20 protein-coding genes and 1 pseudogene are annotated in these 22,468 nt (G+C 51.7%); 3 read left to right on the top strand and 18 right to left on the bottom strand.

Translation table 11 applies throughout. From position 1 onward, the window contains the following. Positions 1–135: 135 nt before the first annotated feature. Positions 136–1,146, bottom strand: a complete 1,011-nt coding sequence (moaA, locus tag AC50Y5_RS27695; RefSeq protein WP_056028476.1) for a GTP 3',8-cyclase MoaA — start codon at positions 1,144–1,146, stop codon at positions 136–138. Positions 1,147–1,306: 160 nt separating this feature from the next. Here moaA and mobA (AC50Y5_RS27690) point away from each other — a divergent pair, with 160 nt between their 5' ends. Beyond that, positions 1,307–1,906: a molybdenum cofactor guanylyltransferase gene (gene mobA, locus AC50Y5_RS27690; RefSeq protein WP_056028479.1), complete on the top strand. Its 600-nt coding sequence runs from the start codon at positions 1,307–1,309 to the stop codon at positions 1,904–1,906. A 3-nt stretch (positions 1,907–1,909) separates the two neighbouring features. On the opposite strand, the gene AC50Y5_RS27685 is transcribed toward mobA (AC50Y5_RS27690), so the two are convergent. From AC50Y5_RS27685 to mobA (AC50Y5_RS27630), 12 genes and pseudogenes are all read right to left on the bottom strand, one after another. Continuing rightward, positions 1,910–3,628 carry an ABC transporter ATP-binding protein gene (locus tag AC50Y5_RS27685; protein ID WP_056028482.1) on the bottom strand — a complete coding sequence of 573 codons (1,719 nt, stop codon included), beginning with the start codon at positions 3,626–3,628 and terminating at the stop codon, positions 1,910–1,912. A 178-nt stretch (positions 3,629–3,806) separates the two neighbouring features. After that, on the bottom strand, positions 3,807–4,781 hold the full coding sequence (locus tag AC50Y5_RS27680; protein ID WP_494864467.1) for a diacylglycerol kinase catalytic domain-containing protein: 975 nt from the start codon (positions 4,779–4,781) through the stop codon (positions 3,807–3,809). Further along, positions 4,778–5,842, bottom strand: a complete 1,065-nt coding sequence (locus AC50Y5_RS27675) for an SPFH domain-containing protein (protein WP_494864465.1) — start codon at positions 5,840–5,842, stop codon at positions 4,778–4,780. The genes AC50Y5_RS27680 and AC50Y5_RS27675 overlap by 4 nt, the downstream gene beginning before the upstream one ends. Before the next feature lie 154 nt (positions 5,843–5,996). After that, complete coding sequence (locus AC50Y5_RS27670; RefSeq protein ID WP_494864463.1) at positions 5,997–6,293, bottom strand: hypothetical protein; 297 nt, start codon at positions 6,291–6,293, stop codon at positions 5,997–5,999. Continuing rightward, the gene (locus AC50Y5_RS27665) at positions 6,290–6,643 is read right to left on the bottom strand and encodes a hypothetical protein (protein WP_056028494.1); all 354 of its coding nucleotides are present in this window, start codon (positions 6,641–6,643) and stop codon (positions 6,290–6,292) included. The genes AC50Y5_RS27670 and AC50Y5_RS27665 overlap by 4 nt, the downstream gene beginning before the upstream one ends. A gap of 136 nt (positions 6,644–6,779) precedes the next feature. Then, positions 6,780–7,925 (bottom strand): annotated as a pseudogene (locus tag AC50Y5_RS27660) (nitrate/nitrite transporter); the annotation flags it as partial. Then, positions 7,922–8,107 (bottom strand): hypothetical protein, encoded by a 186-nt coding sequence (locus AC50Y5_RS27655; RefSeq protein ID WP_046233447.1) that lies wholly within the window; start codon positions 8,105–8,107, stop codon positions 7,922–7,924. The gene AC50Y5_RS27655 and the pseudogene AC50Y5_RS27660, both read right to left, overlap by 4 nt. Beyond that, the gene (locus AC50Y5_RS27650; protein WP_056028502.1) at positions 8,097–8,630 is read right to left on the bottom strand and encodes a Rieske 2Fe-2S domain-containing protein; all 534 of its coding nucleotides are present in this window, start codon (positions 8,628–8,630) and stop codon (positions 8,097–8,099) included. Before AC50Y5_RS27650 ends, AC50Y5_RS27655 begins: the two co-directional genes overlap by 11 nt. 169 nt (positions 8,631–8,799) lie before the next feature. Further along, the gene (locus tag AC50Y5_RS27645; protein ID WP_046233445.1) at positions 8,800–9,363 is read right to left on the bottom strand and encodes a 4Fe-4S dicluster domain-containing protein; all 564 of its coding nucleotides are present in this window, start codon (positions 9,361–9,363) and stop codon (positions 8,800–8,802) included. Further along, positions 9,360–11,537 (bottom strand): molybdopterin oxidoreductase family protein, encoded by a 2,178-nt coding sequence (locus tag AC50Y5_RS27640; protein WP_494864460.1) that lies wholly within the window; start codon positions 11,535–11,537, stop codon positions 9,360–9,362. The genes AC50Y5_RS27645 and AC50Y5_RS27640 overlap by 4 nt, the downstream gene beginning before the upstream one ends. Next, positions 11,524–12,564: a hypothetical protein gene (locus AC50Y5_RS27635; protein WP_056028508.1), complete on the bottom strand. Its 1,041-nt coding sequence runs from the start codon at positions 12,562–12,564 to the stop codon at positions 11,524–11,526. Before AC50Y5_RS27635 ends, AC50Y5_RS27640 begins: the two co-directional genes overlap by 14 nt. Before the next feature lie 181 nt (positions 12,565–12,745). Next, positions 12,746–13,366, bottom strand: coding sequence for a molybdenum cofactor guanylyltransferase (mobA, locus tag AC50Y5_RS27630; RefSeq protein WP_494864458.1), 621 nt, complete (start codon positions 13,364–13,366; stop codon positions 12,746–12,748). Between the two features lie 233 nt (positions 13,367–13,599). Here mobA (AC50Y5_RS27630) and AC50Y5_RS27625 point away from each other — a divergent pair, with 233 nt between their 5' ends. Continuing rightward, positions 13,600–14,316: a Crp/Fnr family transcriptional regulator gene (locus AC50Y5_RS27625; protein ID WP_056032624.1), complete on the top strand. Its 717-nt coding sequence runs from the start codon at positions 13,600–13,602 to the stop codon at positions 14,314–14,316. 63 nt (positions 14,317–14,379) lie between these two features. Here AC50Y5_RS27625 and ric read toward each other — a convergent pair whose 3' ends face one another. Continuing rightward, positions 14,380–15,087 (bottom strand): iron-sulfur cluster repair di-iron protein, encoded by a 708-nt coding sequence (ric, locus tag AC50Y5_RS27620; RefSeq protein ID WP_056028514.1) that lies wholly within the window; start codon positions 15,085–15,087, stop codon positions 14,380–14,382. A gap of 106 nt (positions 15,088–15,193) precedes the next feature. Then, positions 15,194–16,654, bottom strand: a complete 1,461-nt coding sequence (gene hemG / locus AC50Y5_RS27615; RefSeq protein ID WP_494864456.1) for a protoporphyrinogen oxidase — start codon at positions 16,652–16,654, stop codon at positions 15,194–15,196. A 163-nt stretch (positions 16,655–16,817) separates the two neighbouring features. Between hemG and AC50Y5_RS27610 the strand changes: the two genes are divergently transcribed. Continuing rightward, positions 16,818–17,504, top strand: a complete 687-nt coding sequence (locus AC50Y5_RS27610; protein WP_056028519.1) for a Crp/Fnr family transcriptional regulator — start codon at positions 16,818–16,820, stop codon at positions 17,502–17,504. A gap of 12 nt (positions 17,505–17,516) precedes the next feature. On the opposite strand, the gene AC50Y5_RS27605 is transcribed toward AC50Y5_RS27610, so the two are convergent. The 3 genes from AC50Y5_RS27605 to AC50Y5_RS27595 form a co-directional block, all read right to left on the bottom strand. Beyond that, complete coding sequence (locus AC50Y5_RS27605; RefSeq protein WP_056028522.1) at positions 17,517–18,830, bottom strand: hypothetical protein; 1,314 nt, start codon at positions 18,828–18,830, stop codon at positions 17,517–17,519. A gap of 97 nt (positions 18,831–18,927) precedes the next feature. After that, positions 18,928–21,186 (bottom strand): nitric-oxide reductase large subunit, encoded by a 2,259-nt coding sequence (locus tag AC50Y5_RS27600; protein WP_494864453.1) that lies wholly within the window; start codon positions 21,184–21,186, stop codon positions 18,928–18,930. Positions 21,187–21,212: 26 nt separating this feature from the next. After that, positions 21,213–22,358, bottom strand: coding sequence for a TIGR04053 family radical SAM/SPASM domain-containing protein (locus AC50Y5_RS27595; RefSeq protein ID WP_494864451.1), 1,146 nt, complete (start codon positions 22,356–22,358; stop codon positions 21,213–21,215). Between the last annotated feature and the right edge of the window lie 110 nt (positions 22,359–22,468).

The following is a 22,468-nucleotide window of genomic DNA, read 5'->3' as shown; positions in this document are numbered from 1 at the left end:
TAGAGGCGAAGCCACCGTTTCGCGATGAAATATAAGCCCATTATATGGGGTAACTTATACATGCTTATATTTCAAAAAAAACCACGCTTCTGGAGGAAGCGTGGTTGGATGGCCTAGGCCGGGTACTTTATGAAATCAGCCGCCGATATGGGACATCTCGATTTTAGCTGGCGACTGGGTACGGGTAGCCCGTTCCTCCGAATAACGATCATTGCGATTTGTCCAAATGCGGGCGATGGATTCACGAACCGACTCATCCGTTTCATCAGCTCGCAGCAGCTCCATTAAATCGTAGCCCTTCGAGGCAAACAGGCAGGTGTACAGCTTGCCCTCAGCGGATATGCGCGCCCGTGTGCAGGTGCTGCAAAAAGCGTCGCTTACGGAGGAAATAAAACCGATCTCACCCGATCCATCCTGATAGCGATAGCGGGAAGCAACCTCGCCTGCATAATGGGCTTCCACTGGCACAAGCGGCAGGTGTTCTTCTAGAAGCTGCAAAATCTGCTTGCTAGAAAAAACGTGATCCCACTTCCAGCCATTTGAATTGCCGACATCCATATATTCAATAAACCGCAAAATATGCCCCTTCTCGCGAAAATAAGCAGCCATCGGCCATATGTCCTGATCATTGGCACCCTTCTGGACAACCATATTGATTTTGACTGGCATCCCTGCCGCAGCTGCCGCATCAATACCAGCCAGCACGGCCTGCACGCCGCTGCGGTTTCCGTTCATTAATCGGAACCGCTCGTCATTTAGCGAATCCAGACTGACCGTTACCCGACGCAATCCAGCTTCCGCAAGCGCAGCAGCCGATTTGGGCAGCAGAACCCCATTGGTCGTCAGTGCAATATCTTCAACACCAGCGATTGCATTCAAACGCTTGATCAGCGTCGGCAAATCTTTTCTAAGCAGCGGCTCTCCGCCGGTAATTCTAAGCTTCTTGACGCCCAATGATACAAATATCTTTACGAGCCGTTCTATCTCATTAAAGCTAAGCACCTTGTCTTCAGCCAAAAAGGGATAGTCCTTGCCAAAAATTTCGGCCGGCATGCAATAACGGCAGCGGAAATTACAACGGTCGGTAACAGATAGGCGCAGGTCCCGCAAACCACGGTTCAATTGATCCTTTATTGAATGCTCCAAGCTCCTCACCTCAGGTTATGCAAAAGAGAATGTTGTTAAATGATAGCTTCATACTTTACACTATGGTAAATAGCGAACAAGTTCCTTACATTATGAACAGAGGTCAAGTGTTTGTCAATGTTCCTGACATCAATGATTATGGAAAGCAAGGTGACGAAGGATGAACCTGGAAGCTATCGTGCTTGCCGGAGGAGAAAGCCGCCGTATGCAGCAGCGTAAAGAGTTGCTCCTTATTAATGGCAAGCCCGTTATTCAAATGATAACCGAGCAGCTTGCTGTTCTAACAGACCGCATTTCTATCATTACGAATGAGCCTGAATTATATCCCTTCCTTGCTCCCTCTATTACGATTAAACCCGATATTTTTCCTAGCCTTGGCCCGATTGCCGGTCTGCATGCCGGAATGAGCGACCAAGAACCGGACACGATTTACATAGTGGCAGCCTGTGACTATCCGCTGCTTACCGCTTTGCCTTTTATTGAAATGCTGGCCCTGCTTGGCAGTCATCCGACCAAAGATGCTGTCGTCCCGATTATCGACGAGCGAAGCCACCCTTTGTTTGCCGTCTTTCATGGACGAACGCTGGGCAAATGGGCAGCCGCGCTCTACAGCCGAAATCTGAAGGTCATGGATGTGCTTCCTCAATTGTCCATCATTCATTACCTGCCCAATAATCCGGCGATTGCTGAGCAATTCATTAATATGAATACGCCGGAGGATTACCAGGCCATTCTAATGAAAAAACAGCTTTCGCCGTAATGGCTACACCGTGCTGTATTGCGCTTGATGCAGTTTGCTGTAAATGCCGCCGGCCGCAACCAGCTCTTGATGTCTTCCTTGCTCAGCAATGCCGCTCTCGTCGACGACAATGATGCGATCCGCATTTTTGATCGTCGTCAGGCGGTGGGCAATGACCAGCGTCGTTCTGCCGACGGACAGGTCGGACAGCGATTTCTGAATCGCGACTTCCGTCTCCGTATCCAGTGCCGATGTCGCTTCATCGAGGATGAGGATCGGCGGGTTTTTCAAAAACATGCGAGCAATCGACAGGCGCTGCTTCTGGCCGCCCGACAGTTTGACTCCGCGCTCTCCAATAATCGTATCCAGCCCTTCGGGCATTTTTTTGATCAAATCTTCAAGCGATGCCCGGCGCGCCGCTTCCCAAATTTCTTCCTCCGTCGCCAACAAATTGCCATAAGCGATGTTTTCGCGAATGGAGCCCGAAAACAGGAACACGTCCTGCTGCACGATTCCAATATTTTTGCGCAGCGATTCCAGCTTAATATCCCGAATATCTTTGCCGTCCACCGTAATGCTGCCTGCGAGCACATCATAAAACCTTGGCAACAGGCTGCAAATTGTCGTTTTCCCCGCTCCAGATGGGCCTACGAATGCCACAGTCTCTCCAGCATTAATATCCAAATTGATTTTCTGCAAAATCATATTGTTTGTTTCATAACCAAAGCTCACGTCATGAAAACGAACATTGCCGACGACTTTTTTGAGTTCCGTTGCATTGGGCCGATCTTCAATGTCAGGCTCTGTATCAATGATCTCCGTGTAACGTCTGAAGCCGGCGATGCCTTTTGGATAGCTTTCGATAACTGCGTTGATTTTCTCAATCGGGCGGAAGAAAATGTTCGAAAGCAAAATGAACGCCATAAATTCACCCATGTCCAGCTTGCCCTGAATAAAGAAATAAGCGCCGCAAATCATCACAAAAATCGTAACGAGCCGCATCATCATATAGCTGACGGAAATGCTTTTCGCCATCGTTTTGTAAGCGAGCAGCTTCGTCAGGCGGAAGTTTTGGTTGTCTACGGAAAACAGTTTTTTCTCATGCTCTTCGTTTGCGAACGATTGAACGACACGAATGCCGCCGACGTTGTCTTCAATACGGGCATTAAAGTTGCCGACATCGCCGAACAAACGACGGTACGTTTTGCTCATTTTGCCGCCGAAGACGATAATAAGCCAAGCCATAACCGGAATAATGATGAAGGTTATAAGAGCAAGCTCCAAGTTAATGTAGGCCATTAGCGAGAAGGAGCCGATAAGCGTCATAACCGCAATAAATACATCCTCCGGCCCGTGATGCGCTACTTCGCCAATATCGTTCAGGTCATTCGTAATACGGCCGATCAAATGCCCCGTCTTGTGATTGTCGAAGAAGCGGAAGCTAAGCTTCTGGATATGGTCGAACATTTTGCGCCGCATATCCGTCTCGATGTTAATGCCTAGCATATGCCCCCAGTAGGTAACTACATAATTAAGCGCCGTATTGAGCGCATAAACAGCAAGCAGCCCCGCACAAGCAGCAACGATCAGCGTCCAGTTCTGGCTGGGAAGCAAATCGTTAATAAATTGGCTGACCGCAAGCGGGAAAGCCAGCTCCAGCAATCCGGCAAGAATGGCGCAGCCGAAATCAAGAAAGAACAGTCCCTTATAGGGACGATAATACGAAAAAAATCGACGCAGCATTTCAAAATCACTCTCTCATCTCTAGATTAGGTTCACAAGCGTATTCCTGCTAATCCGAATCATCCCCATCAACCCATGACCCAATTATAACATGATTGCAGTGGACTGGCGTGTGAATCTCCCTATAGATTTCCAAAATGACCGTGCGCATCGCCCACCTTCCTGCCTTGTCCTTTGCTTAAACGATGAGATATCCCTGACGATCTGCTGGCCCAATTGTCGCCTCAAGCCCGGAATGAAAGTTAAGGAAATCACTCTCTACCCCATCGCTGAAAATAACACCATCTTCCGGCATTTGCGACATGATCCGCAGCTTGCGCTGCTCGTTGATTTGCCCGAAAACGATCGAGGCTGCGGTCGTCCGGCTTGGAAATGGCTCTCTGACCGTAAAATAAAGCGAATCCGCCGACCAGTCCAGCCGGCCTTTCTCCTGTTCCTCAGCCGCGTCTAGATCTTCAGGCATGAGCGTCAGCGGCTGACGCGTCGCGCTGCTCACAATGCCGGCTGCCCCGGCAAGCACGCTTCGCAGCCAGCCGCTTGCGCCGAGGCCGGTCGATACAATAATGCCACTGGAGGACTGCTGCTCGGCATGCTCCTCCAGCTTAATTTCATACCGCGCCGACACATGGGTTTTGCGCCCGATAAACAAATCGTTAACGCCGTAGAGGCACTGGCCATTGTTGATCTGCGCCATTGCCAGTGTAACCGGCTGAACCCGGCGCTTCCCGCGCATCACCTCGGGAATAAGCAATCGCAAATCTCCAACCGTGAAGGGCAGCAGCACGCCATCCCAGCGCTGCGGCTCCGGATTGACGCCAATGAGCGGCTGGCGGTCCAAATATTTGAGCGTACCCGCGACTAGCCCATCCGGGCCAATTGCGACAACGATATCGTGGTCGCCGAATAGGAAGCTGGGCACATGCTCGCGATCCAGCACTTGGACTCTGCCCTGCTGCTCCAGCTCGCTTACCGCCAATGAGACAGCATTTTGATACACTTCATTTTCCAGCCAATAGTCACCAAAGTCCGCGCCAAGCCGTTCAATGTAAAACTTCGCCTGCTGCACCGTATTGTAGCGAACGAGCAGCTCCTCCAGCCTCGTTTTCCGCTTCACGACGATAAATTTTGCATCTGCACCCGCTGCCCGGCTCATCGTCCTGCCCCTCCTCTGGCTTCCGACTTGCCCAAGCTCGCCCCGTTCCCAGTCCCAGGAATCAGGCTTTGCAGCAGATCCGGCGAAATATTCAGCTGTCCAATCCGCTCCGCTTTTTCCGCCATCTCCTGAAATGCAATCGCAATAAGTTTATTCGAATCCATGCCCATATTTGTCATCGCTTGCAGCACATATGGCTGGGTATCATGTAGTGATTTCATAACAGCAGCAAGCTCATACGCCTTGGCATCCGCCTCAGACCGCCTGTTCGCAGCAGCGAGCTCAATCATCGCTTGCTTCTTCTCCTCAAGCTGCGTATCAAATTGCAGCTGCACCTCTTTAAGCTCGTTTTGCTTCTGGCGCACCGAGCGCTCCGCATCAAGCTGCGCTTCGCGAATTTGCCTCTTCTTCTGCTCAACCGCAATATCCGTGTTCAGCTCGTTTTCCTTCACGCGCCGCTCCTGCTCAATGGAGGAATTACGACGCACGTACAGCGCCTCATCCGCATCCTGAAGCATTTGCTCACGCGACTGCGCTTCAAGTGCCCGCATCGTCTCCTTGTTCGGCAGTACCGCCAAAATGGACAAGCCCATCAGCTCGATGCCCAGCTTAGCCAGCTCCTCATGCTGGCTGATCTCCTGTCTAATCATTTTCGCCAGCCGTTCGCTCGATTGGATCGCTTCCTTAAGCGGCAGCTGCGCCAGCTGTTTCTTCGTCAGCACCTTGGCAAGTTGAATCATGCGTTGGGACAGCTTGACCGGATCGTCGGAAATATAAGCTTTTTTCTTTATATTGTACGTATAATTCATAATTTCCATCATTTTGCGGTAGTCCACAATCCGGTAGGTCAGTTGTCCCTGCACCGTTACCGTCTGGTAATCGCGAGTAATCTCTTCAAACATAAACGGCACATCGATCGAGGAAATCGGAATGACGACCACCGAGGACGCCCGCTCATAATAATAGAAGGACAGACCAACGCCCTCTTTCACAACCTTCCCGTTCTTCACCTGAATAATATAATCGCTCGGTTGAAACTTAACGAATTCAAATCCAAACATGGCTCGTTCCCCGCTCTCACTTTTAATAATGTCGATTTGATAATATCTAAATGATAATTGATAAAATCCATACTGTCAAACCGACATTATAAAAACAAGCCCCGCCGTCACAACCCAAGCGACGTTGGAGCTCTATAGCGAAAAGGTAACGGCTCTATAAAAAATACACCCAATAATGCAGCTGCGACTGCTTATCATGCGAGACAAAGCGCGGTCCAGTCGGCGTCTGCTCCAGCAGCGTATGCTTCTCATCAAACACCGGAACCGACAGAAACTGCTCCTTGTTAAAATAAAACAACAGCTGTGCTCCATCACTTGCCGCCGCCACCTTAAACAGCGTATATGGCTTCGGCAGTGTTTGCTGCTCTCCTGAGCGATCCTCCATCCATACTTTGATGCGGGCGCCCGCATACGGCATCAACTCATCGACCAAGCGCTGCATCGCCATCATGAGACAGCTCCTGCTTCAGCATTTTTACGAGCCGCTTGCTCGCCGCAGTGCTGGCATTCCTCAGGACGCTTCAAATCCAGCTCCAGCCTATAGCCCTGAATCCAATCCCAAAATTCCGGGGGTGCCTGCTCCTCAATAAACAACAGCACCTCCTCATCCTTCTCCCAGTCGCTGTAGCCTTTCACCGCCGCATTGACGACCTGAAGCTCCCCCTCCTGCTTCTCTTCCAGAAACCAGGAGGATTTCTTAGCAAACAGCTGCTGGAGCAGCGCTTCAATTGATTTAGTAAATGAGCTTCCCTGCTCCTGCTTGCGGATGAAGCATAAATCCAGCATAAATTCCGATTTCATCGTCAATCCCTCCCTGAGCATCTATAAAATGAAGCCTGACCTGTAACCTTTAAGATTTGACCATATCGCCCGGCAGCCTATTTCTTGTGCTGTGAGCATTTTGAGCGTTTTGCTGAATCAAGCGCTCAGCCTGACCAAGCTTCTCTTGATAGAACAGCCAAATGACGAGTATTAGGCTCGCCAGCGCAACCTCGGACAGCGCCATAAATCCAATGGCGTAATGCCCCGTCCATTTGAACAGCACGGACAGCAGCAGCGGCGGAAAAAATCCGCCAAGCCCGCCCATAGCGGAGATCAGGCCGTTTGCAATGCCCGCCTGCTTGACGAAATACAGCGGTACCAGCTTGAAAATCGTCCCGTTGCCTGTACCGGCACAAAGCGCAATAATGAGGCAGCCGACCGTATACATGCCGATGGATGGTGCGAACGACAGGACAACCGCTGACAGCGTAAGTCCGCCAAACACGAACATCAAAATCACAAATGGATTGAAACGGTCACCGAGCCAGCCACCGACAGGCCGCATGATGGTCGCCAGTACGATGAAGCCAGCTGTCCGCAGCCCCGCATCCACCTTGCTCAGCTCAAAATGCGAGACGAGGAAGTTTGGCAAATAGACCGTAAAAGCGACGAAAGAGCCGAAGGTAATAAAATAAAACAAACAAAGTGCCCACAGCTTTTCATTGCGGTATACCCCTTTGATCTGCTCCGACAAAGAAGCCATCACCTTCGGCTCATTGCGGTCTCCCAGCATAAAATTAATCAAGATGAATATGGCCAGCAGCACCAGATACAGCAGCACTGTTTTGCTCCACCCCAGATAGTTAGCCGCTACGGGAGCGGTAAAAGCCGTAATCGCCGTACCCAAATTTCCGATGCCATAAATGCCGTTCACAAAGCCATGCCGTTCCTTCGGGTAATATTTCGGCAGAGAAGTGACGCCAACCGAAAACACCGCGCCCCCGATGCCAAGGAAAATCCCGCCGATAATCAGATCGGCAAAGCTGTCTGCCAGGCTGACCCAATAGACGGGTGCAAGCAAAATGAGAAAACTAAACCCAAACAGCTTGCGCGCGCCGTAGCGATTTGTCCAATAGCCGACCGGAATCCGAAGCACTGAGCCGAACAGCACCGGAATGGCCGTCACCCAGGCAAGCTGGCCTGACGTCAGCTGGATATCCTCCTTAATAAACGGAATGAGCGATGAAAGAATTACCCAAACCATAAACCCAAGAATCAGGCTTCCCGTCTGAATGGATAGCTGCGTTTTATTTCCGTTCATCTGCGTACCTCCTTCTTATAAATCCATAGTGCAAGCGGGAATAGCAGCACATTCAGCAAAGCAAATACGAGGACAAGCTCATATTTTTCATGAAAATAATGATTAACGACATACTGCGTACAGACGATATTCAGAAAAAGCACGACGCTCAGCAAAATGACGCCTCTGTAGCTACGTTTCATACCGCTTCACCCCTGTCGCATAAATCGCTCCACCTTCGATTTCAACCAATACCTCAGGCAGCGCTCTCCTCGGCGGTCCTGCTGTCGGCTTGCCCGATTGAGGGTCGAAAAAGCCATGATGGCAAGGGCAGACGAGCTGATCCTCCTCCCGGCTCCAGAACACCGGGCATTTCAAGTGCGTACAAGCATTTTGATAAGCCTTGTATTTATTGTCGCCCAGACGGATCAGCAGTGCTGATTCATGGTCGCCGGGGTAGTGGAATTCCACCGCCTCTCCTACTTTGAGCGCCTGCACATCGGCGATTTTCTTCTTCGGATGGCTGCTTTTTCCAAAGCCCATCAGCTCCTTTGCGGCAAGTCCGCCCCACGGAAGCGTGGACACGGCGAACACACCGGCTGCGCCAACCATCGTTTTCAGAAAGCCCCTGCGGTCCAGCTGGCGTTCATTGTTTTTGTGGATGTTATGCGTGTAATTATCCTCTTCAAATGGCACTTTATTGTTTTTGCCTGCCTCATTGTCCATTGCATCTGAGCCTCCTTCTACTAGCTAACCTTCTAAACAGCATGACAAGGTGAAACGGCTTTCGCCGTCCTCTGGCGGCGCGCGGCGTTTCAGTCCAAGAAATATAGAGAAAGTATGGCGAAAGCATATACTTTCCTATATTTTAAAAAATTCGATCCAGCTCTATCGTTTAAAATAGTTTTTGGACGCCCTGCAAAATGCCGGGAAGGCTGATCTTCACATTCGTCTCGCCTTCAAGCGGCTCGAACGGCTGGTGGCTGGAAACCCATTTGCCAAGTCTGTGGCGTTCCTGCTTCTCTGCCAGCTCCTCCTCGGTAATCCATTGCAGCGTATTGGTTGGGCAGACGGAAGCGCACATCGGCGGGATGCCTTCCTTCGTCCGGTCGTAACAGAGGTCACATTTATACATTAAATTTTGCTCTTCATCAAATTTCGGAATGCCGTAAGGGCAAGCAATCGTGCAGTTCTGGCAGCCGATGCATTTCTCGACAAGCGCGGACAGCACTGCGCCTTCCTCGGTAATTTGAATCGCTTGCGCCGGACAGCTTCTCGCACATGCCGGATTGACACAGTGCAGGCACATGAGCGGGATCGTCTGCCGATCCACCAGCGGGTTGACGTCATACACATAGTTGCGGTTGCGCTCGTCGTGTCCGCCGCATTGCGTACAAGCGGCGAGGCAGCTTCGGCAGCCGATGCAGTTGTCCATTTCGATATACAGCAGCTTCTTCATCGTACCGCCTCCTTTGCAGCGCCAGGCAACTTCGTGATTTGTGCGGCACAGACTTTAAATTCCGGCATACGCGACATCGGATCAAGCGCAGCAATCGTCAGCAAATTGACCGACTGCTCATAGCCATAGTGATAGGGCACGAATACGGTATCCTTACGAATCGCTTCAATCACCTTCACTTTATAAAAGCATTCGCCGCGGCGGGTGAACAGTCTGACAACCTCGTCATGTGCAATGCCATACTGCTGCGCCGTCTCTGGATGGACCTCGACGTACGGCTCTGGACACATATCCCGCAAAAACGGAATCCGCCGTGTCTGATTGCCGGATAAATAATGATAGACGACCCGGCCTGTCGTCAGGCGGAGTGGATATTCCTCGCATGGCTCCTCCGCTGAAGGGCGGTATGGCAGCGCGCAAATTTTCGCCCGTCCATCGGGATGAAAATATTTGTGATCCTCGAACATATAAGGCGTTCCGGTATCCGCTTCGTCCTTGCAGGGCCAGAACACGCCATCCTGCCGGTCAATTTTGTCCCAAGTGGCGCCGTAATAGTCGGCGTAGCCGCCCTTGGAAGCGAGGCGAAACTCATCTGCAACCTGGCTTGCCGTCTGCAAATGGCGGAAATAGTCACCGCGTCCAAGCCGCTCTGCCAGCTCTACATGAATGAGCCAATCCGGCTTCGATTCGCCCAGCGGCTCCTGCGCCTTGTTGATTTTAATAATGCGGCCCTCCAAATTCGTCACCGTGCCTTCATCCTCTGACCATGTAACAGACGGCAGCACAACATCGGCAAATTCCGCTGATTCCGACAGGAAGAAGTCGGCGCACACCATGAAGTCCAGATCCTTCAATACCGAGCGCACATAATTGAGATGCGGTGCTGACACGGCGGGGTTCGAGCACAACAGATACAAGCCGCGAATCGTCTTCTGCTCCATCAACTCAAACATTTCAAAAGCCGATACACCCGGCAGCGGCATTTCCTCCGGCGTGATGCCCCACACCTCGCATACCTCCTGCACATGCTTCGGATTCGTCAGCTTGCGATAGCCCGGCAGCAGATCGGATTTTTGCCCATGCTCGCGTCCGCCTTGACCGTTGCCCTGTCCCGTAAGCGTCGCTACACCCGATTTCGGCCGTCCGATTTTTCCAGTAACGAGGCACATATTCGTGTAGGCCGAGACGTTGTCCGCGCCTTTAACTTGCTGCTCAATGCCTCTGGCGAACATGACGATCGCATTCGGCGCCTTGCCGAAAATTTCCGCTGCCCGTATCAGCTTCTCCGGCGCTACCCCCGTAATTTCACTCGTATATTCTGGTGTGAAAGTCTTCACAATCTCAAGCGTCTCCTCAAAGCCGCTCGTGTAATTAGCGATATATTCATGATCGGCATGGCCGTTTTGAATGAGCAAATTCACCATGCAGTTGGCAAGCGCCAAATCCGTCCCCGGCCTTAGATCGAGATGGACATCCGCCCTTCTTGCAATCGGCGTTTCCCTTGGATCGACGACGATAAGATAGCCGCCGCGGTTTTGAACCTCCCAGACACGGAACATGGAGGTTGGATGGCATTCCGCCGTATTGCTGCCCGCGATGAACAAGCAATCCGTCTGATGAATATCCGTCCACGGCAGCGTTGAGCCGCGATCAATCCCAAAACTCCGAAGGAAGCCCGCTGCTGCGCTTGCCATACAAAATCTTCCATTGTAATCGATGTATCTCGTTTGCAGCCCGACTCGGGCGAATTTCCCGGTCAAATAACATTTTTCATTCGTCATCGAAACGCCGCTGAATACGGACAGCGTGTCCTTCCCATATTCGGATTGTAGCTCCTTGAAGCGGCGGGCGATTAAATCATAGGCTTCGTCCCAGCTGGCTTCGCGGAAGCCTTCCTTCGTCCCTTTTTTCGAAGCGTCGTCCCGAATGAGCGGCTTCAGCAGCCGGTCCTGATGGTTCGTCTGCTGATAGGCGGTCACGCCTTTCGGGCACATTTTGCCGCGTGTGACGGGCCAGTCGTACCTTGGCTCCACGCCGATAATCGTATTTTTGTCGGTATCGACCCGCAAATTCATTCCGCACTGCATGCCGCAGTAGGAGCAGTGGGTTTTAACCAGCTTTTCCTTCGGATGATGCTTGTTCGCAATATTTTGCTGAAACTTATCCTTTAGCATGCTGGTTCGCCTCCTTGACCTTGATTTCATGTGTCGGAATGCCCGTAAAACGGGACATCCGGTATTTGCGCCTGCAAGGCAGACAAAGCTCGGCCAGATGGAAGCCTTCCTTCATCTCGAAGGAAATATCGTTTTGAGCCAGCACGTGAATGACATCGCTGGATTGCTCCGTCGATACGAAGCTGCTGCCGCATACTTTGCAGGCTTTCATTTGCTGCTCGCCGAAAGCTTCACGATAGTTTTTGGCGAGTACGCTCATCGGACGGAATGGAATATGCGCCAGCTTGCCAAAAGGCAAATAAATCAGCGTAAGGATGACCGACCATTGGTGGATTAGCGAGATAACCGGATGGCCCCAGCCATGCAGGAATATGTTGCTGAACGTCAGCAGCAGCCCCGTAATGCTAATGAAGAGCAGCAAATACAGCGGCAGAAAATCATAGGTAAACGTCTGCTCAGCCTTCGCTTGCATATTGTTAAGCCTGCGATACAACGCCATGCACACCCCGGCAATAACCATAAAGGCGGTAATATTCAGCGCGTTGTAGAACAGAAAGGCGATCCAGCCGTCCGCCTTCACCTGCATCACATCAATACCGAAGGCGACGACGGTGTACAGGCCATTTTCCCCCATCGTAAAATACATCCATCCAAACACGAGCGGGAATGTGACGCAGCAGGATAGAATACAGCCCCAGCCGAGCAGCACATGCTGTGTCCAGCGGTAAACGCCGCGTTTGAAAATGAAACGGTAAGTTGCGAGATGCTCAACGGACGTTTGGGGCGTGCTTTTGCGAAACAGCAGCTTAAGCCCCTTCTTCATAATCAGCTTCGTTGGCGGACGCTCGGCCCAGGCGATAAAGCGGTAAAAAAATCCCCCGATAAAAACGAACGTGCCCACCATATAGCCATAAAGAGCAAGGTCGATATGGGTGAAAAATCGGGTGCCGACGTACACAAGAATCAGCAGCGCTACTACGGTCATGAAATACATTTTCGCAAATTTGGAAGCAAAGGCTCGATCCATGGCAAATTCTCCTTCTTCGATGTTTTCTGCCCTCATTAAATCATTCCGGCATGGTACATCGCTGTGATTGCCATCACAATAGCTCCTCTGTCACCTTTTGTTCAAAAAAAAAACAATTTCCCTCAGCTCTTCGCAGCGTTAAGGAAAATTGAATTCAAAGTGGCTGCCGATGGCAGGCCTTTTAAGTTTGAGAGGCTGAGGCGGCGTCATACAAGCTGAGGATGCGCTCATATTCCTCAGGCGTGTTCACATTCGTCACACAACTGAGCTGTTCATCCGTCTGTTCGAGCTGCTGCGTATCTACACCATAATAGCAAATCCGATTCAAAAACGTCATCACTCGGTATTCTTTTATATCGAGCAGCTTCTCAATTTCACCAGCGCTTTGCTTATCATAGACGCCATGCAGCGGATGCAGCTTGCCAGCCGCAGATGGAATCGCCGCCGCAGAGCGACGCTCCCGCTTCACCTTCCACAGCTGCTCGGCCACCGTACTTGAAATAAGCGGCATGTCGCAGCCCACGACCCAGATGTCCGAATGCGTCGCTAAGGTTAAGGCGGCATGCATGCCGCTAAGCGGACCTTTGCCTGGAATATAATCCGTAATGATGCGAATGCTGCTGCCTAGAATAGGCAAAAAGCTTCGCGGGTCATTCGTTACCAAAATGACTTCAGCGCAAAGCTGCTTCATCGTACGGATCTGCCGCTCAACAATGCTTTCGTTTACAAAAGGAAGCAGACCTTTATGGCGACCGCCCATTCTGCGGCTTTGCCCGCCGGCTAATATGGCTCCCGTCAGCATATATGTCCCTCCGTTCTGTAGTGGACACCCTTTTCTGGCTACATTATAGAAGTTTTTATAAGGCGATACTGTTACAAATATCACTCTCTTAGGCCTTATTTACAATTTTTATGGCCAAAGTGTGATTTTAGTCACTCTGACAGTGATGGACTTCTGTTACATTGGGAGTAAGCTATTTCAAGCGGATAGTCCCGCTATACTAGCAGCAAAGGCGGTAATTGGGGATGAAACCAATGACAGTTGCGAGACCTTACACACAAACGGTATACAATACGTTTTGTTTTTCAGAGACCAGTTTTGAGAAACTCAATGAAATTATGTATACACACCATATTCCGGCAGGCAGCCATATTTTCTGGGAGGGCGATGCCGACGACAAGCTCTATTACATAATGGAAGGCCGCGTTAAGCTGATCAAACACAATACCGCCGGCAAGGAATTTGTCTTCTCGCAATATCAAACAGGTGATATTCTGGGTCAGTTCGATCCTTTCAAGCCTACTTGCCACAGCTCAAGCGCAAAGGCCGTGCTGGACTGCACCATTGGGGTTATTCAAAAAAGCGATTTGGAAATATTATTGTGGCAGCATGGCGATTTGGCGATTGAATTCATGAAGTGGATGGGACTTATGCATCGCCTGACCCAGACCAAATTCCGCGACCTCGTCATTTATGGGAAGCAGGGAGCTTTAGCCTCGACGCTTATTCGGCTGGCGAACTCTTTCGGGAAGCAAACGGAGGATGGCGTGCTGATTTCTGAAAAAATAACGAATACCGAGCTTTCGGACTATATCGGCGCTGCTAGGGAAAGCGTCAACCGTATGCTCGGCGAGCTAAAAAAACAAGAGGTACTGTCATTCGATCACGGTTATATCGTGCTGAAAGACATTGATCATCTGAAATCGATTTGCAATTGCGAGCAATGTCCGAAGGAAGTTTGCCGCATATAATAAAGCCTTCCTGCAATGGTTCAACCTGTAGGAAGGCTTTTTTTCTATTCTATTCAAATGCAGTTATGCAATCTGAAGAACGCGCGGGAACAAAATATTATTTTCCAAGTGAATGTGCTGGAATAGATCGGTTTCTAGTTCCTCCAGCTTCTGAAAGGTTAGCGTATACGTGCGGCACGCCCCTTCAGGAAGCTCGTAATGATGCGTAACCGCACGCATTTCCTTGAGCAGATCGCCGACCTGGCTGTGCTCGGACTCAAGCTCCGTTATCGCCGCTGTCAGCTTCTGATGCAGCTCGGGGGATGGCTCCTGTTCATATTGGCGGATGAGTGGAAAGATTTGCTCTTCTTCGTCGATTAAATGCTGCTCCAGCTCCAGCTTCATTTCGTGGAACAGTCGGTGCAGCCGGGGCAGCACATCAGCCTGCTTGTGTCCATGCACCCGCAAAATTTTCGTCGTAAACTCGCTAAGCAGCGGAAGCTCCTGCTGGACATAGACATGATGCGTCTGAATCACATGCTCGATCAGCTCCGTATAAGATCTGCTGCTCCAGTCAATATCCTCGCCCTTATGCTTGCTGGCCTCGGCATAATTTTCATTGAGTGCGGATAAAAATAAAGCTGCATCCGTTCCCTGCTGCCGCAGCACCGTATGCAGCGAGCGATTGCCCCCGCAGCAAAAATCAATGTTATAGGCTCGCAGCAAGTTGCTTGCCCCCGGATAACGCGTCACTATTTCACCAATTTTCTCTGTACCGTTAAATATGGTCATTTGTCGCACCTCCATAAAATAATGTTGCAGCTCCTGCCTTTTAAGATGATGAAGCTTGAGCTGCTGTTAGTATAGCGCAGGCTGGCTAGCGTGTTTGTGATGAGGATCACTGCTTGAAAAATGGCAGCAGCGCTTCAGCCGCTCGCCTTCCCTGTCCGATACAATCCGGCAGCCCGACTCCCTCATAGCCGGAGCCGCATAATAATAAGCCGGGATGGCTAAGCGCCAGCCCCTCGCGCTGCTTGGCCAGCTGCTCCAGATGCCCCACCGGATACTGCGGCATCGACCGTTCCCACCTGGTCAGCTCCGTAAAAAGCGGCTCAGCTGCAATGCCCATTATCGCCTGCAAATCTTGGCGGACGGCGTCCAGCAATTGACGATCCGTGAGCTTCGTCCAGGCTTGCGCCCCCGCATGTCCGATATAAGCCCGCAATAAAATATGACCATTCGGTGCCGTATGCAGCCATTTCGACGACGTCCAGGTGCATGCGGTTATCATTCGTCCCTCGCTTCGCGGCACTACAAATCCGGAGCCGTTCAGCGGAAGCTTAATGTCCTGCGGCTTGTAGGCTAACGCGATATTGGCAACCGATACATAGGGAATGTCGCGCAGTGCCTGTAATTGTCCCGGCATCTTCGCTGGCATTCCCGCACTTCCTTCCAGCAAAATGGCCGCCTCGTAAGCAGGCAGCGCAATAATAACGCCTTCCGCCTGCAGCTCCTCCCCATGCTCAAGCCGAACCTGATAACCCCGCCCTTCCCTCTTCACTTCCGTGACCGCCTGTCCTGTCAGCCGGCGGATCGAGCTCAGTTGCTCGTCCAGACGCTCAACCAGGCTTCCAAGCCCGCCTTTAAACGTGAGAAATAGGCTGCGGCGGGCTATCTCCGGCAGCTCCTTCGGCATTTCACGCACCTGCTTCTTGCTCGCGAGCATGCCTAAAATCAAGCTGCGATGCCGCTGCTCCAGCTGTCGAAATTGCGGGAAGGTCGCTTGCAGGCTGAGCGCTTTGGCATCTCCAGCATAAATGCCTGCCAGCAGCGGCTCCGTAACCTGCTCCAGCACCTCCCGTCCAAGCCGCCGCTCAATGAAGCCGCCCAAGGATTCATCCCCTGTCGCCTCCCGCTTCGGCAGCCATAAATCAAAGGCTGCACGCAGCTTGCCCAGCGGCGACAACAGCCCGGTTTTCATAAACGGAGTCACTTCCGTCGGAATGCCGAGCATAAGGCCCATGGGCATTTGATGCAGCCTGCCCTTATGCAAAATATAGTTCGCCCTCGCTTTCGGATTCGCCGCAACCAGCTCCGATTCAAGGCCAAGCTCCCTCGTCAAATCCAGTATGGGCTGCTTGCGCGCCATAAACGAATCCGGCCCCTGCTCGATGAGGAAGCCATCCCGGCGCAGCGTTTTTATTTTTCCGCCAAGGCTGCCGCTTTTTTCAATAAGGGTTATTTCTGCCGATATTTGCTGCCCATCCAGCAGCTTTCGCATGTAGAAGGCGGCGCTGAGGCCTGTTATGCCGCCCCCAATTATGATGATTTGCTTAGGTGCTTCTCCCACTTCTGCCATCCCCCTTCTTCCGTCCAGCTTACGATACCATGCGGGAAACGGAGCGGATGTGATATGCGTCATAGCTTGATAAATGGAATCGATGATCGACTAGACCTGTGACTAGCGTCACATAACGTCTAAATCGTCTAAGGTATAATGGAAAAAACGGAGGTGTACGGCGATGCAGCAGCAAATGGAGCTTTTGCGCCAAATTTCTTTATTTCGCGATTTGACGCCGGATGAGCTGGCCCGGATATGGGCCATCGTCATTCCTCGGTCATACCGCAAGCGGACCGCTATTTTTACGGAGGGCAGCCATAAAGAAGCCGTGTTTTTCGTCCAGAACGGGCTGATCAAAACATATAAAACCGATGAAAACGGCAATGAGCATATTATGTCCTTCCTCAAAACAGGGGATATGTTCCCTCATACCGGCTTTTTCAACCAGCACCCTTACCCGGCAACGGCCGAGGCGATTATGGAGACACAGCTGCTCGCCATTCCTATTCATGCATTCGAGCAGCTCATGATGAATACGCCGGCGATTGCGATTAAAGTGATGCGGGTGCTCAGTGGTAAAATTATAGAGCTTCAGGAAAAATTGCAGGAGCTAACTGGTCAAGATGTGCAAGACCGCGGCGTATCTTTCCTGCTCAAGCTTGCAGAAAATTATGGAACGGATCACGGCGGCATCGTCCATGTCGAGGTGCCGATGACCAATCAGGAGTTTGCCAATACGATTGGCACGACGAGGGAAACGGTCAACCGGCTCATTAACCAGCTGCGTAAGGAAGGGATTTTGGAGCCGCAGCGGAGCGGCTACCTGATTCATGACTATGAAGCATTAAAAACCTGGTCGCACAAGTGAAGGCGGTTAGCCTTACACTTGCGCGGCCTTTCTTTTTCCCCAGAATAAGGCGATGCCCGTCACCATAATCAGGCTTGCCGCCCAGACGGCTTCCTGTACGAATACAAGCGCCCCATGCCCCGTCCAATCGAATAAGCCTTGTAAAAATAACGTCAGCTCGTTCAGCATAAAACCAGCAATAAAGCTCATATAGCCAATATACGCTATCCTCCCCCTCCCATTCAGCCAGCCCTGCTGGAGAAAAAGCGCTAGGCAGAGGCAGCTTACAAAACCGAGCAGCGTCAGATGCAAATAGCCGATGACGATGCTGCGCGACTGATAAATCGCCTCCGCCAGCTGCGGTACGATAAGGCCCAGCTCAAGCGTCGCCTTAATCGCCGCGAGCAGCAGCGCAAGCACGAGCAAACGTGCCGCCCAGCCTGTGAATACGGCGGATAAGGCGAAGCGGGCTTTGAGCAGGACGGCGCAGAAAAGCAAAATAGCCGCCCACTGAATGACGGCAGCGAGCGCTGCGGCGAGCTGGGCGGCCAGCCCTATTTTCAGCCAGAGCACCGATAATAGAAATGCAGGCGGCATTGCCAGCGCGTACATCCAAAAAAGCAGCCTGACGATTTTCACAGAATAAGTGATTTGCCGCTGTTCCATCAGCCGCAGCAGCACCGCGAACAAGCCGAGCGTAAACCAACCGTTATATTGAAAATGCAAATAAAAATAAATCGCCGCTTCATACAGCGGACTGCCCTTCAATCCATTGGCACTCAGCATGGCAAGCCCCCAGGGGCCAAGCGAGGAAATGACGAGACAAAGCAGACTGCCTTTGACGAACAGAAAGGAGAGCGGCTGTCTTGTGCTTGGATGCGAGCCTGTTCCTTGTACTTGCTGCAATTCCGAATGCACTCCTCGTTCCGGTTTTGCTCCTTCTCTTGCAATTACTGCTAAGCGTCTCCATGCCCATCCGGCGAACCAGTAGGACAGCAAAATTTGCAGCGTCGAAAAGCTGATCGATACGGCGGCATATCCTTGGATACAGAACGCAAAAAACATTCCGGCTAGTGTCAGCTGTGTTATCACCAGCATCACGCGGATTTTCTTTTCCTTGAAGACGCCCCCTGCCCTGCCACTGGCTGAGTTAAAAAAGACAGCGAGAAACAATAAAAACAGCGCCATATATCCCCAGCCGAGCAGTGCCAAATGGGAATGGGCATGCAGCAAATAATCGTAACGCAGTCCAGGCAGCGAGACATATGCCATACTGCGCATCAGCAGGCCGGTTACCGCCGTTACGAGGAAATAACCAATCGTTAGATGAATCCAGCTTTTGGGCAAGCTTTCCCCCTCCTTCGTTTAAAATGGGCCGGCAAGCAGCGATTCGCCCGCTGCTTGCCAGCAAACCAGCATTCCACTTTCCAGCATTAGCGAAAGTCTAGCTTACGTCCGACTTATAGGATCGGCCCGTCGCCAAACCGATGACAAAAATAACAATGCCTACTACACCAAGCGCAAAAATCGTATCGCCGACAGCCCTCAGCCAGACGAGATTTTGCATCGTGCGGGTATGAAGGAATTCGGCAGAGCGCGCATACCACATCCCATGCTCCATGCTCGCCAGCGTTTGGAGTATTCCTACGGGCAGCAGGCTTGCCAGACCCATCATCATCAAGCCGATATTAAACGACCAGAAGGAAAACCTCAGCAGCTTCGTCCGCCATTCCTTCTCTCCGGTGAGCCCGCGCATACAGAACAGCATAAGCCCGATTCCGAGCATGCCATAAACGCCGAACAGAGCGGTATGTGCATGAAGCGCCGTCGTATTAAGCCCCTGCATATAATATAGCGCAATGGGCGGATTGATAAGGAAGCCAAAGAGACCCGCTCCGACCAAATTCCAGAATGATACGGCGACGAAGAAAAAGATCGGCCATTTATAGCGCTTTACCCACGGTTTTGCCCGGCCATGACGCAAATTTTCATAAGCCTCAAACCCAATCAATAGCAGCGGCACAACCTCTAGCGCACTGAACGATGCGCCGAAAGCGAGCACTCCAATCGGCGTCCCGGCAAAATATAAATGATGAAACGTGCCAATAATGCCGCCCGCGAGAAAAATAACGGTCGAGAACAGCACCGTTGCCGTCGCGGTTGCCGTGCGTATAAGCCCCATGCGAGAAAACAGAAATGCGATAACGACCGCAGCGAACACCTCGAAAAAGCCCTCCACCCATAAATGAACGACCCACCAGCGCCAGTAGGTCACAATGGTCAAGTGCGCCTGAGGCCCCCACATTAAGCCCGGAATGTAAAACGTCGGAATCGCAACCGAAGCGATTAGAAACAGCGTCAGCAGATGGCGGCTTTCCCCCTTCTTCTTCAGAGCCGGCCAGATTGCCCGCGCCATGAGGAAAAACCAAATAAATAAGCCGGCCGTCAGAAAAACTTGCCATGCCCGGCCCAAATCGACATATTCATAGCCCTGATGTCCAAAATAAAAATTATGCGTCGCGCTTGTAATATAGCCTTTGACCGCAAGCCATTCGCCCGCCATTGAACCGGCAACGATCAGCAGCAGGCAGCAAAACAGCACGTTCACCCCTAAACGCTGGAATTTGGGCTCATGCCCAGAAATCGCTGGTCCGATATATAGGCCGGTTGCGAGCCATGCGGTCGCAATCCAAAATACCGCGAGCTGCTGATGCCAGGTGCGCGTGACGCTATAAGGAAACCATTCCGCGATCGGGATGCCGTAAAAGCCATTCCCCTCCACCGCATAATGGGCGGTAATCGCGCCGAGACCTGCCTGGACGGCGATCAGCGTCGTCACTATCCAGAAATATTTCATCGTCGCCCGCATGGAAGGCGTCGATTTCACTTGCAGGAGCGGATCTTTCTCCGGTATATGCCCGCTCTCATCCTGCTCCTTGCTCCGCTGTACGGCGTAATACCAAGCAAGCGCCCCTACTCCGGCAAGCAGCAAAACCACGCTCACAATGGACCAAAGCAGCGACGCGCTGGTCGGTTCATTATCAATGAGCGGCTCGCCCGGCCAGTTATTCGTATACGTAATGTCTGAGCCTAACCGATTCGTCGAGGTTGACCAAGTCGCCCACCAGAAAAAGGCATTCAGCTTCTCGCGATCGTCCAGTGAGCCTACCGTATTGGCTGGCAGAGCGATTTGCTCGCGATACGCGGCCCATTCAGGTGCATCTCCGAATACACCTGAATAATAGTCGCCCAGTTCAGAAGCCGTCAATGCCCGCAATGAAGTAATCACAATGTCACCCGTCTCCGGATCATACGTATTCGTGCGGATTTCACGCTTGAGCGTGGCTTTAAGCTCAGCCTGCTGCTCCTCTGTCAGCTGGTCATAAGGCAGCTGGTATTTTTGCTGCGCGTTATAATCATTCATAAACACAAGCTGCCGATGCAAATAGTCGGCCGTCCAATCCGGCGCTACATAGGAGCCATGGCCCCAGATGCTGCCCAGCTCCTGACCGCCCATTCGCTGCCAGACCTGCTGGCCCTCCATAATATCGGCTTTTGTAAAAATCGCATCTCCCTGCTCCGTGACCACCCGCTCCGGAATCGGCGGCTTCTCCTGAATAATCTCTCCGCCATAATAGAGCAATACGCCAAAGGATAAAACAAATACGAGCGCCAATGCCGCCCATAGCTTTTTATAAGGCATGAACTCCCCGCCTTTACCTATTTATTTTAACTCGGTATATAAGCACAATAAGGATCACTCTCCAAATAATCGCCGGTGAGGGCATAGGCCCTCGCCCTTGAGCCGCCGCATATTTGCTTGAAGGGGCAGATTCCACATTTACCCTTTAACAGCGATTTATCCCTCAACTGCTGCATAATGGGTGAATACCGGTAAATGTCCGCGAGTGGCTGCTCACGTACATTGCCGCATACGATCGGCAGAAAACCGCTCGGATAAACATCTCCCGTATGGCTGATAAATACAAAGCCGTCCCCATCATTGACGCCTTTCGGCGCGCGTCCCAGCATGTCGGCATGTTTGCCCATGCCCCCGCTTGCACTTGCGCTTGAGTTATTTCCTGCCACTTCCTCACCGGCGTGCTTTCGCTGTTCCAGCTGGTCCTGTTTTTGCTGCTTTTGCTGTTGCAAAAAAACTCTGCGATAATGCGGTGCCTCCGTCGCTTTCACCCCGTAAGGCATCATTCGCTGAGTCTGGCACAGCCACATCATCACAGCCTCATGCTGCTCCGGCGAAATCATGTCTGCCTCCATTCCGCGTCCCGTCGGTACGAGAAAAAACACGCTCCACAGGACGGCGCCCATTTCCTTCACCTTCTCGGCGATTGTAGGCAAATCACCAACATTGTAGCGCGACACGGTCGTGTTCACCTGCAGTGGAATTTGCTGCTCCTGCAAATACGCGATTCCTTTCATCGTCTGGTCAAATGAGCCCCTCGTTCCGCGAAAATGATCATGAATCGCCGCTGTCGAGCCATCCAGACTGAACGCCCAGCGCGACAATCCCGCCTCCTTCGCCTTGCAAATCGCCTCATACGTAACCTTAGGCGTAGCGCTAGGTGTCATCGAAACCGGCAGTCCCTGCTCCTCGGACGCATACTTCGCAAGCTCGAACAAGTCCTGCCGCATTAGCGGATCACCGCCTGTAAAAACAAATAACGGCCGTTCCATCGCCGCGATCTCATCAATCAGCCGCTTGCCTTCAGCAAGTGTTAGCTGACGGGGATCTGCCTTGTACTGCGCCTCCGCTCGGCAATGCAGGCATTTGAGCGCACAGGCGCGGGTCACCTCCCAAATGACGATAAATGGATTAACCTTATAATCGCGCTCCTGCTTGGTTAATGTCGTGCTCATGCTTCTCCCTCCTTTCCTTAGCAAATTAGAAACTGTCCTTATTTTAGAAAACATTCTGGAGCACAACTGTGCGTCCCGTCACATTCGCACGCGGCACCTTGCTTTATTGT

The organism is Paenibacillus sp. JT22N7, assembly GCF_059383875.1.
This window is presented reverse-complemented; position numbering and strand designations above follow the sequence as displayed.

Bases quoted from the DNA above. Each gene is read 5' to 3' on its own strand.
- AC50Y5_RS27640 (WP_494864460.1), bottom strand. From the start codon at position 11,537: ATGCTAAAGGATAAGTTTCAGCAAAATATTGCGAACAAGCATCATCCG.
- AC50Y5_RS27645 (WP_046233445.1), bottom strand. From the start codon at position 9,363: ATGAAGAAGCTGCTGTATATCGAAATGGACAACTGCATCGGCTGCCGA.
- AC50Y5_RS27600 (WP_494864453.1), bottom strand. From the start codon at position 21,186: ATGCCTTATAAAAAGCTATGGGCGGCATTGGCGCTCGTATTTGTTTTA.
- AC50Y5_RS27665 (WP_056028494.1), bottom strand. From the start codon at position 6,643: ATGAAATCGGAATTTATGCTGGATTTATGCTTCATCCGCAAGCAGGAG.
- hemG (WP_494864456.1), bottom strand. From the start codon at position 16,654: ATGGCAGAAGTGGGAGAAGCACCTAAGCAAATCATCATAATTGGGGGC.
- AC50Y5_RS27655 (WP_046233447.1), bottom strand. From the start codon at position 8,107: ATGAAACGTAGCTACAGAGGCGTCATTTTGCTGAGCGTCGTGCTTTTT.
- AC50Y5_RS27635 (WP_056028508.1), bottom strand. From the start codon at position 12,564: ATGGATCGAGCCTTTGCTTCCAAATTTGCGAAAATGTATTTCATGACC.
- AC50Y5_RS27685 (WP_056028482.1), bottom strand. From the start codon at position 3,628: ATGCTGCGTCGATTTTTTTCGTATTATCGTCCCTATAAGGGACTGTTC.
- AC50Y5_RS27670 (WP_494864463.1), bottom strand. From the start codon at position 6,293: ATGATGGCGATGCAGCGCTTGGTCGATGAGTTGATGCCGTATGCGGGC.
- mobA (WP_056028479.1), top strand. From the start codon at position 1,307: ATGAACCTGGAAGCTATCGTGCTTGCCGGAGGAGAAAGCCGCCGTATG.
- AC50Y5_RS27675 (WP_494864465.1), bottom strand. From the start codon at position 5,842: ATGTTTGGATTTGAATTCGTTAAGTTTCAACCGAGCGATTATATTATT.
- AC50Y5_RS27680 (WP_494864467.1), bottom strand. From the start codon at position 4,781: ATGAGCCGGGCAGCGGGTGCAGATGCAAAATTTATCGTCGTGAAGCGG.
- AC50Y5_RS27595 (WP_494864451.1), bottom strand. From the start codon at position 22,358: ATGAGCACGACATTAACCAAGCAGGAGCGCGATTATAAGGTTAATCCA.
- mobA (WP_494864458.1), bottom strand. From the start codon at position 13,366: ATGCTGACGGGAGCCATATTAGCCGGCGGGCAAAGCCGCAGAATGGGC.
- AC50Y5_RS27610 (WP_056028519.1), top strand. From the start codon at position 16,818: ATGCAGCAGCAAATGGAGCTTTTGCGCCAAATTTCTTTATTTCGCGAT.
- AC50Y5_RS27650 (WP_056028502.1), bottom strand. From the start codon at position 8,630: ATGGACAATGAGGCAGGCAAAAACAATAAAGTGCCATTTGAAGAGGAT.
- AC50Y5_RS27625 (WP_056032624.1), top strand. From the start codon at position 13,600: ATGACAGTTGCGAGACCTTACACACAAACGGTATACAATACGTTTTGT.
- ric (WP_056028514.1), bottom strand. From the start codon at position 15,087: ATGACCATATTTAACGGTACAGAGAAAATTGGTGAAATAGTGACGCGT.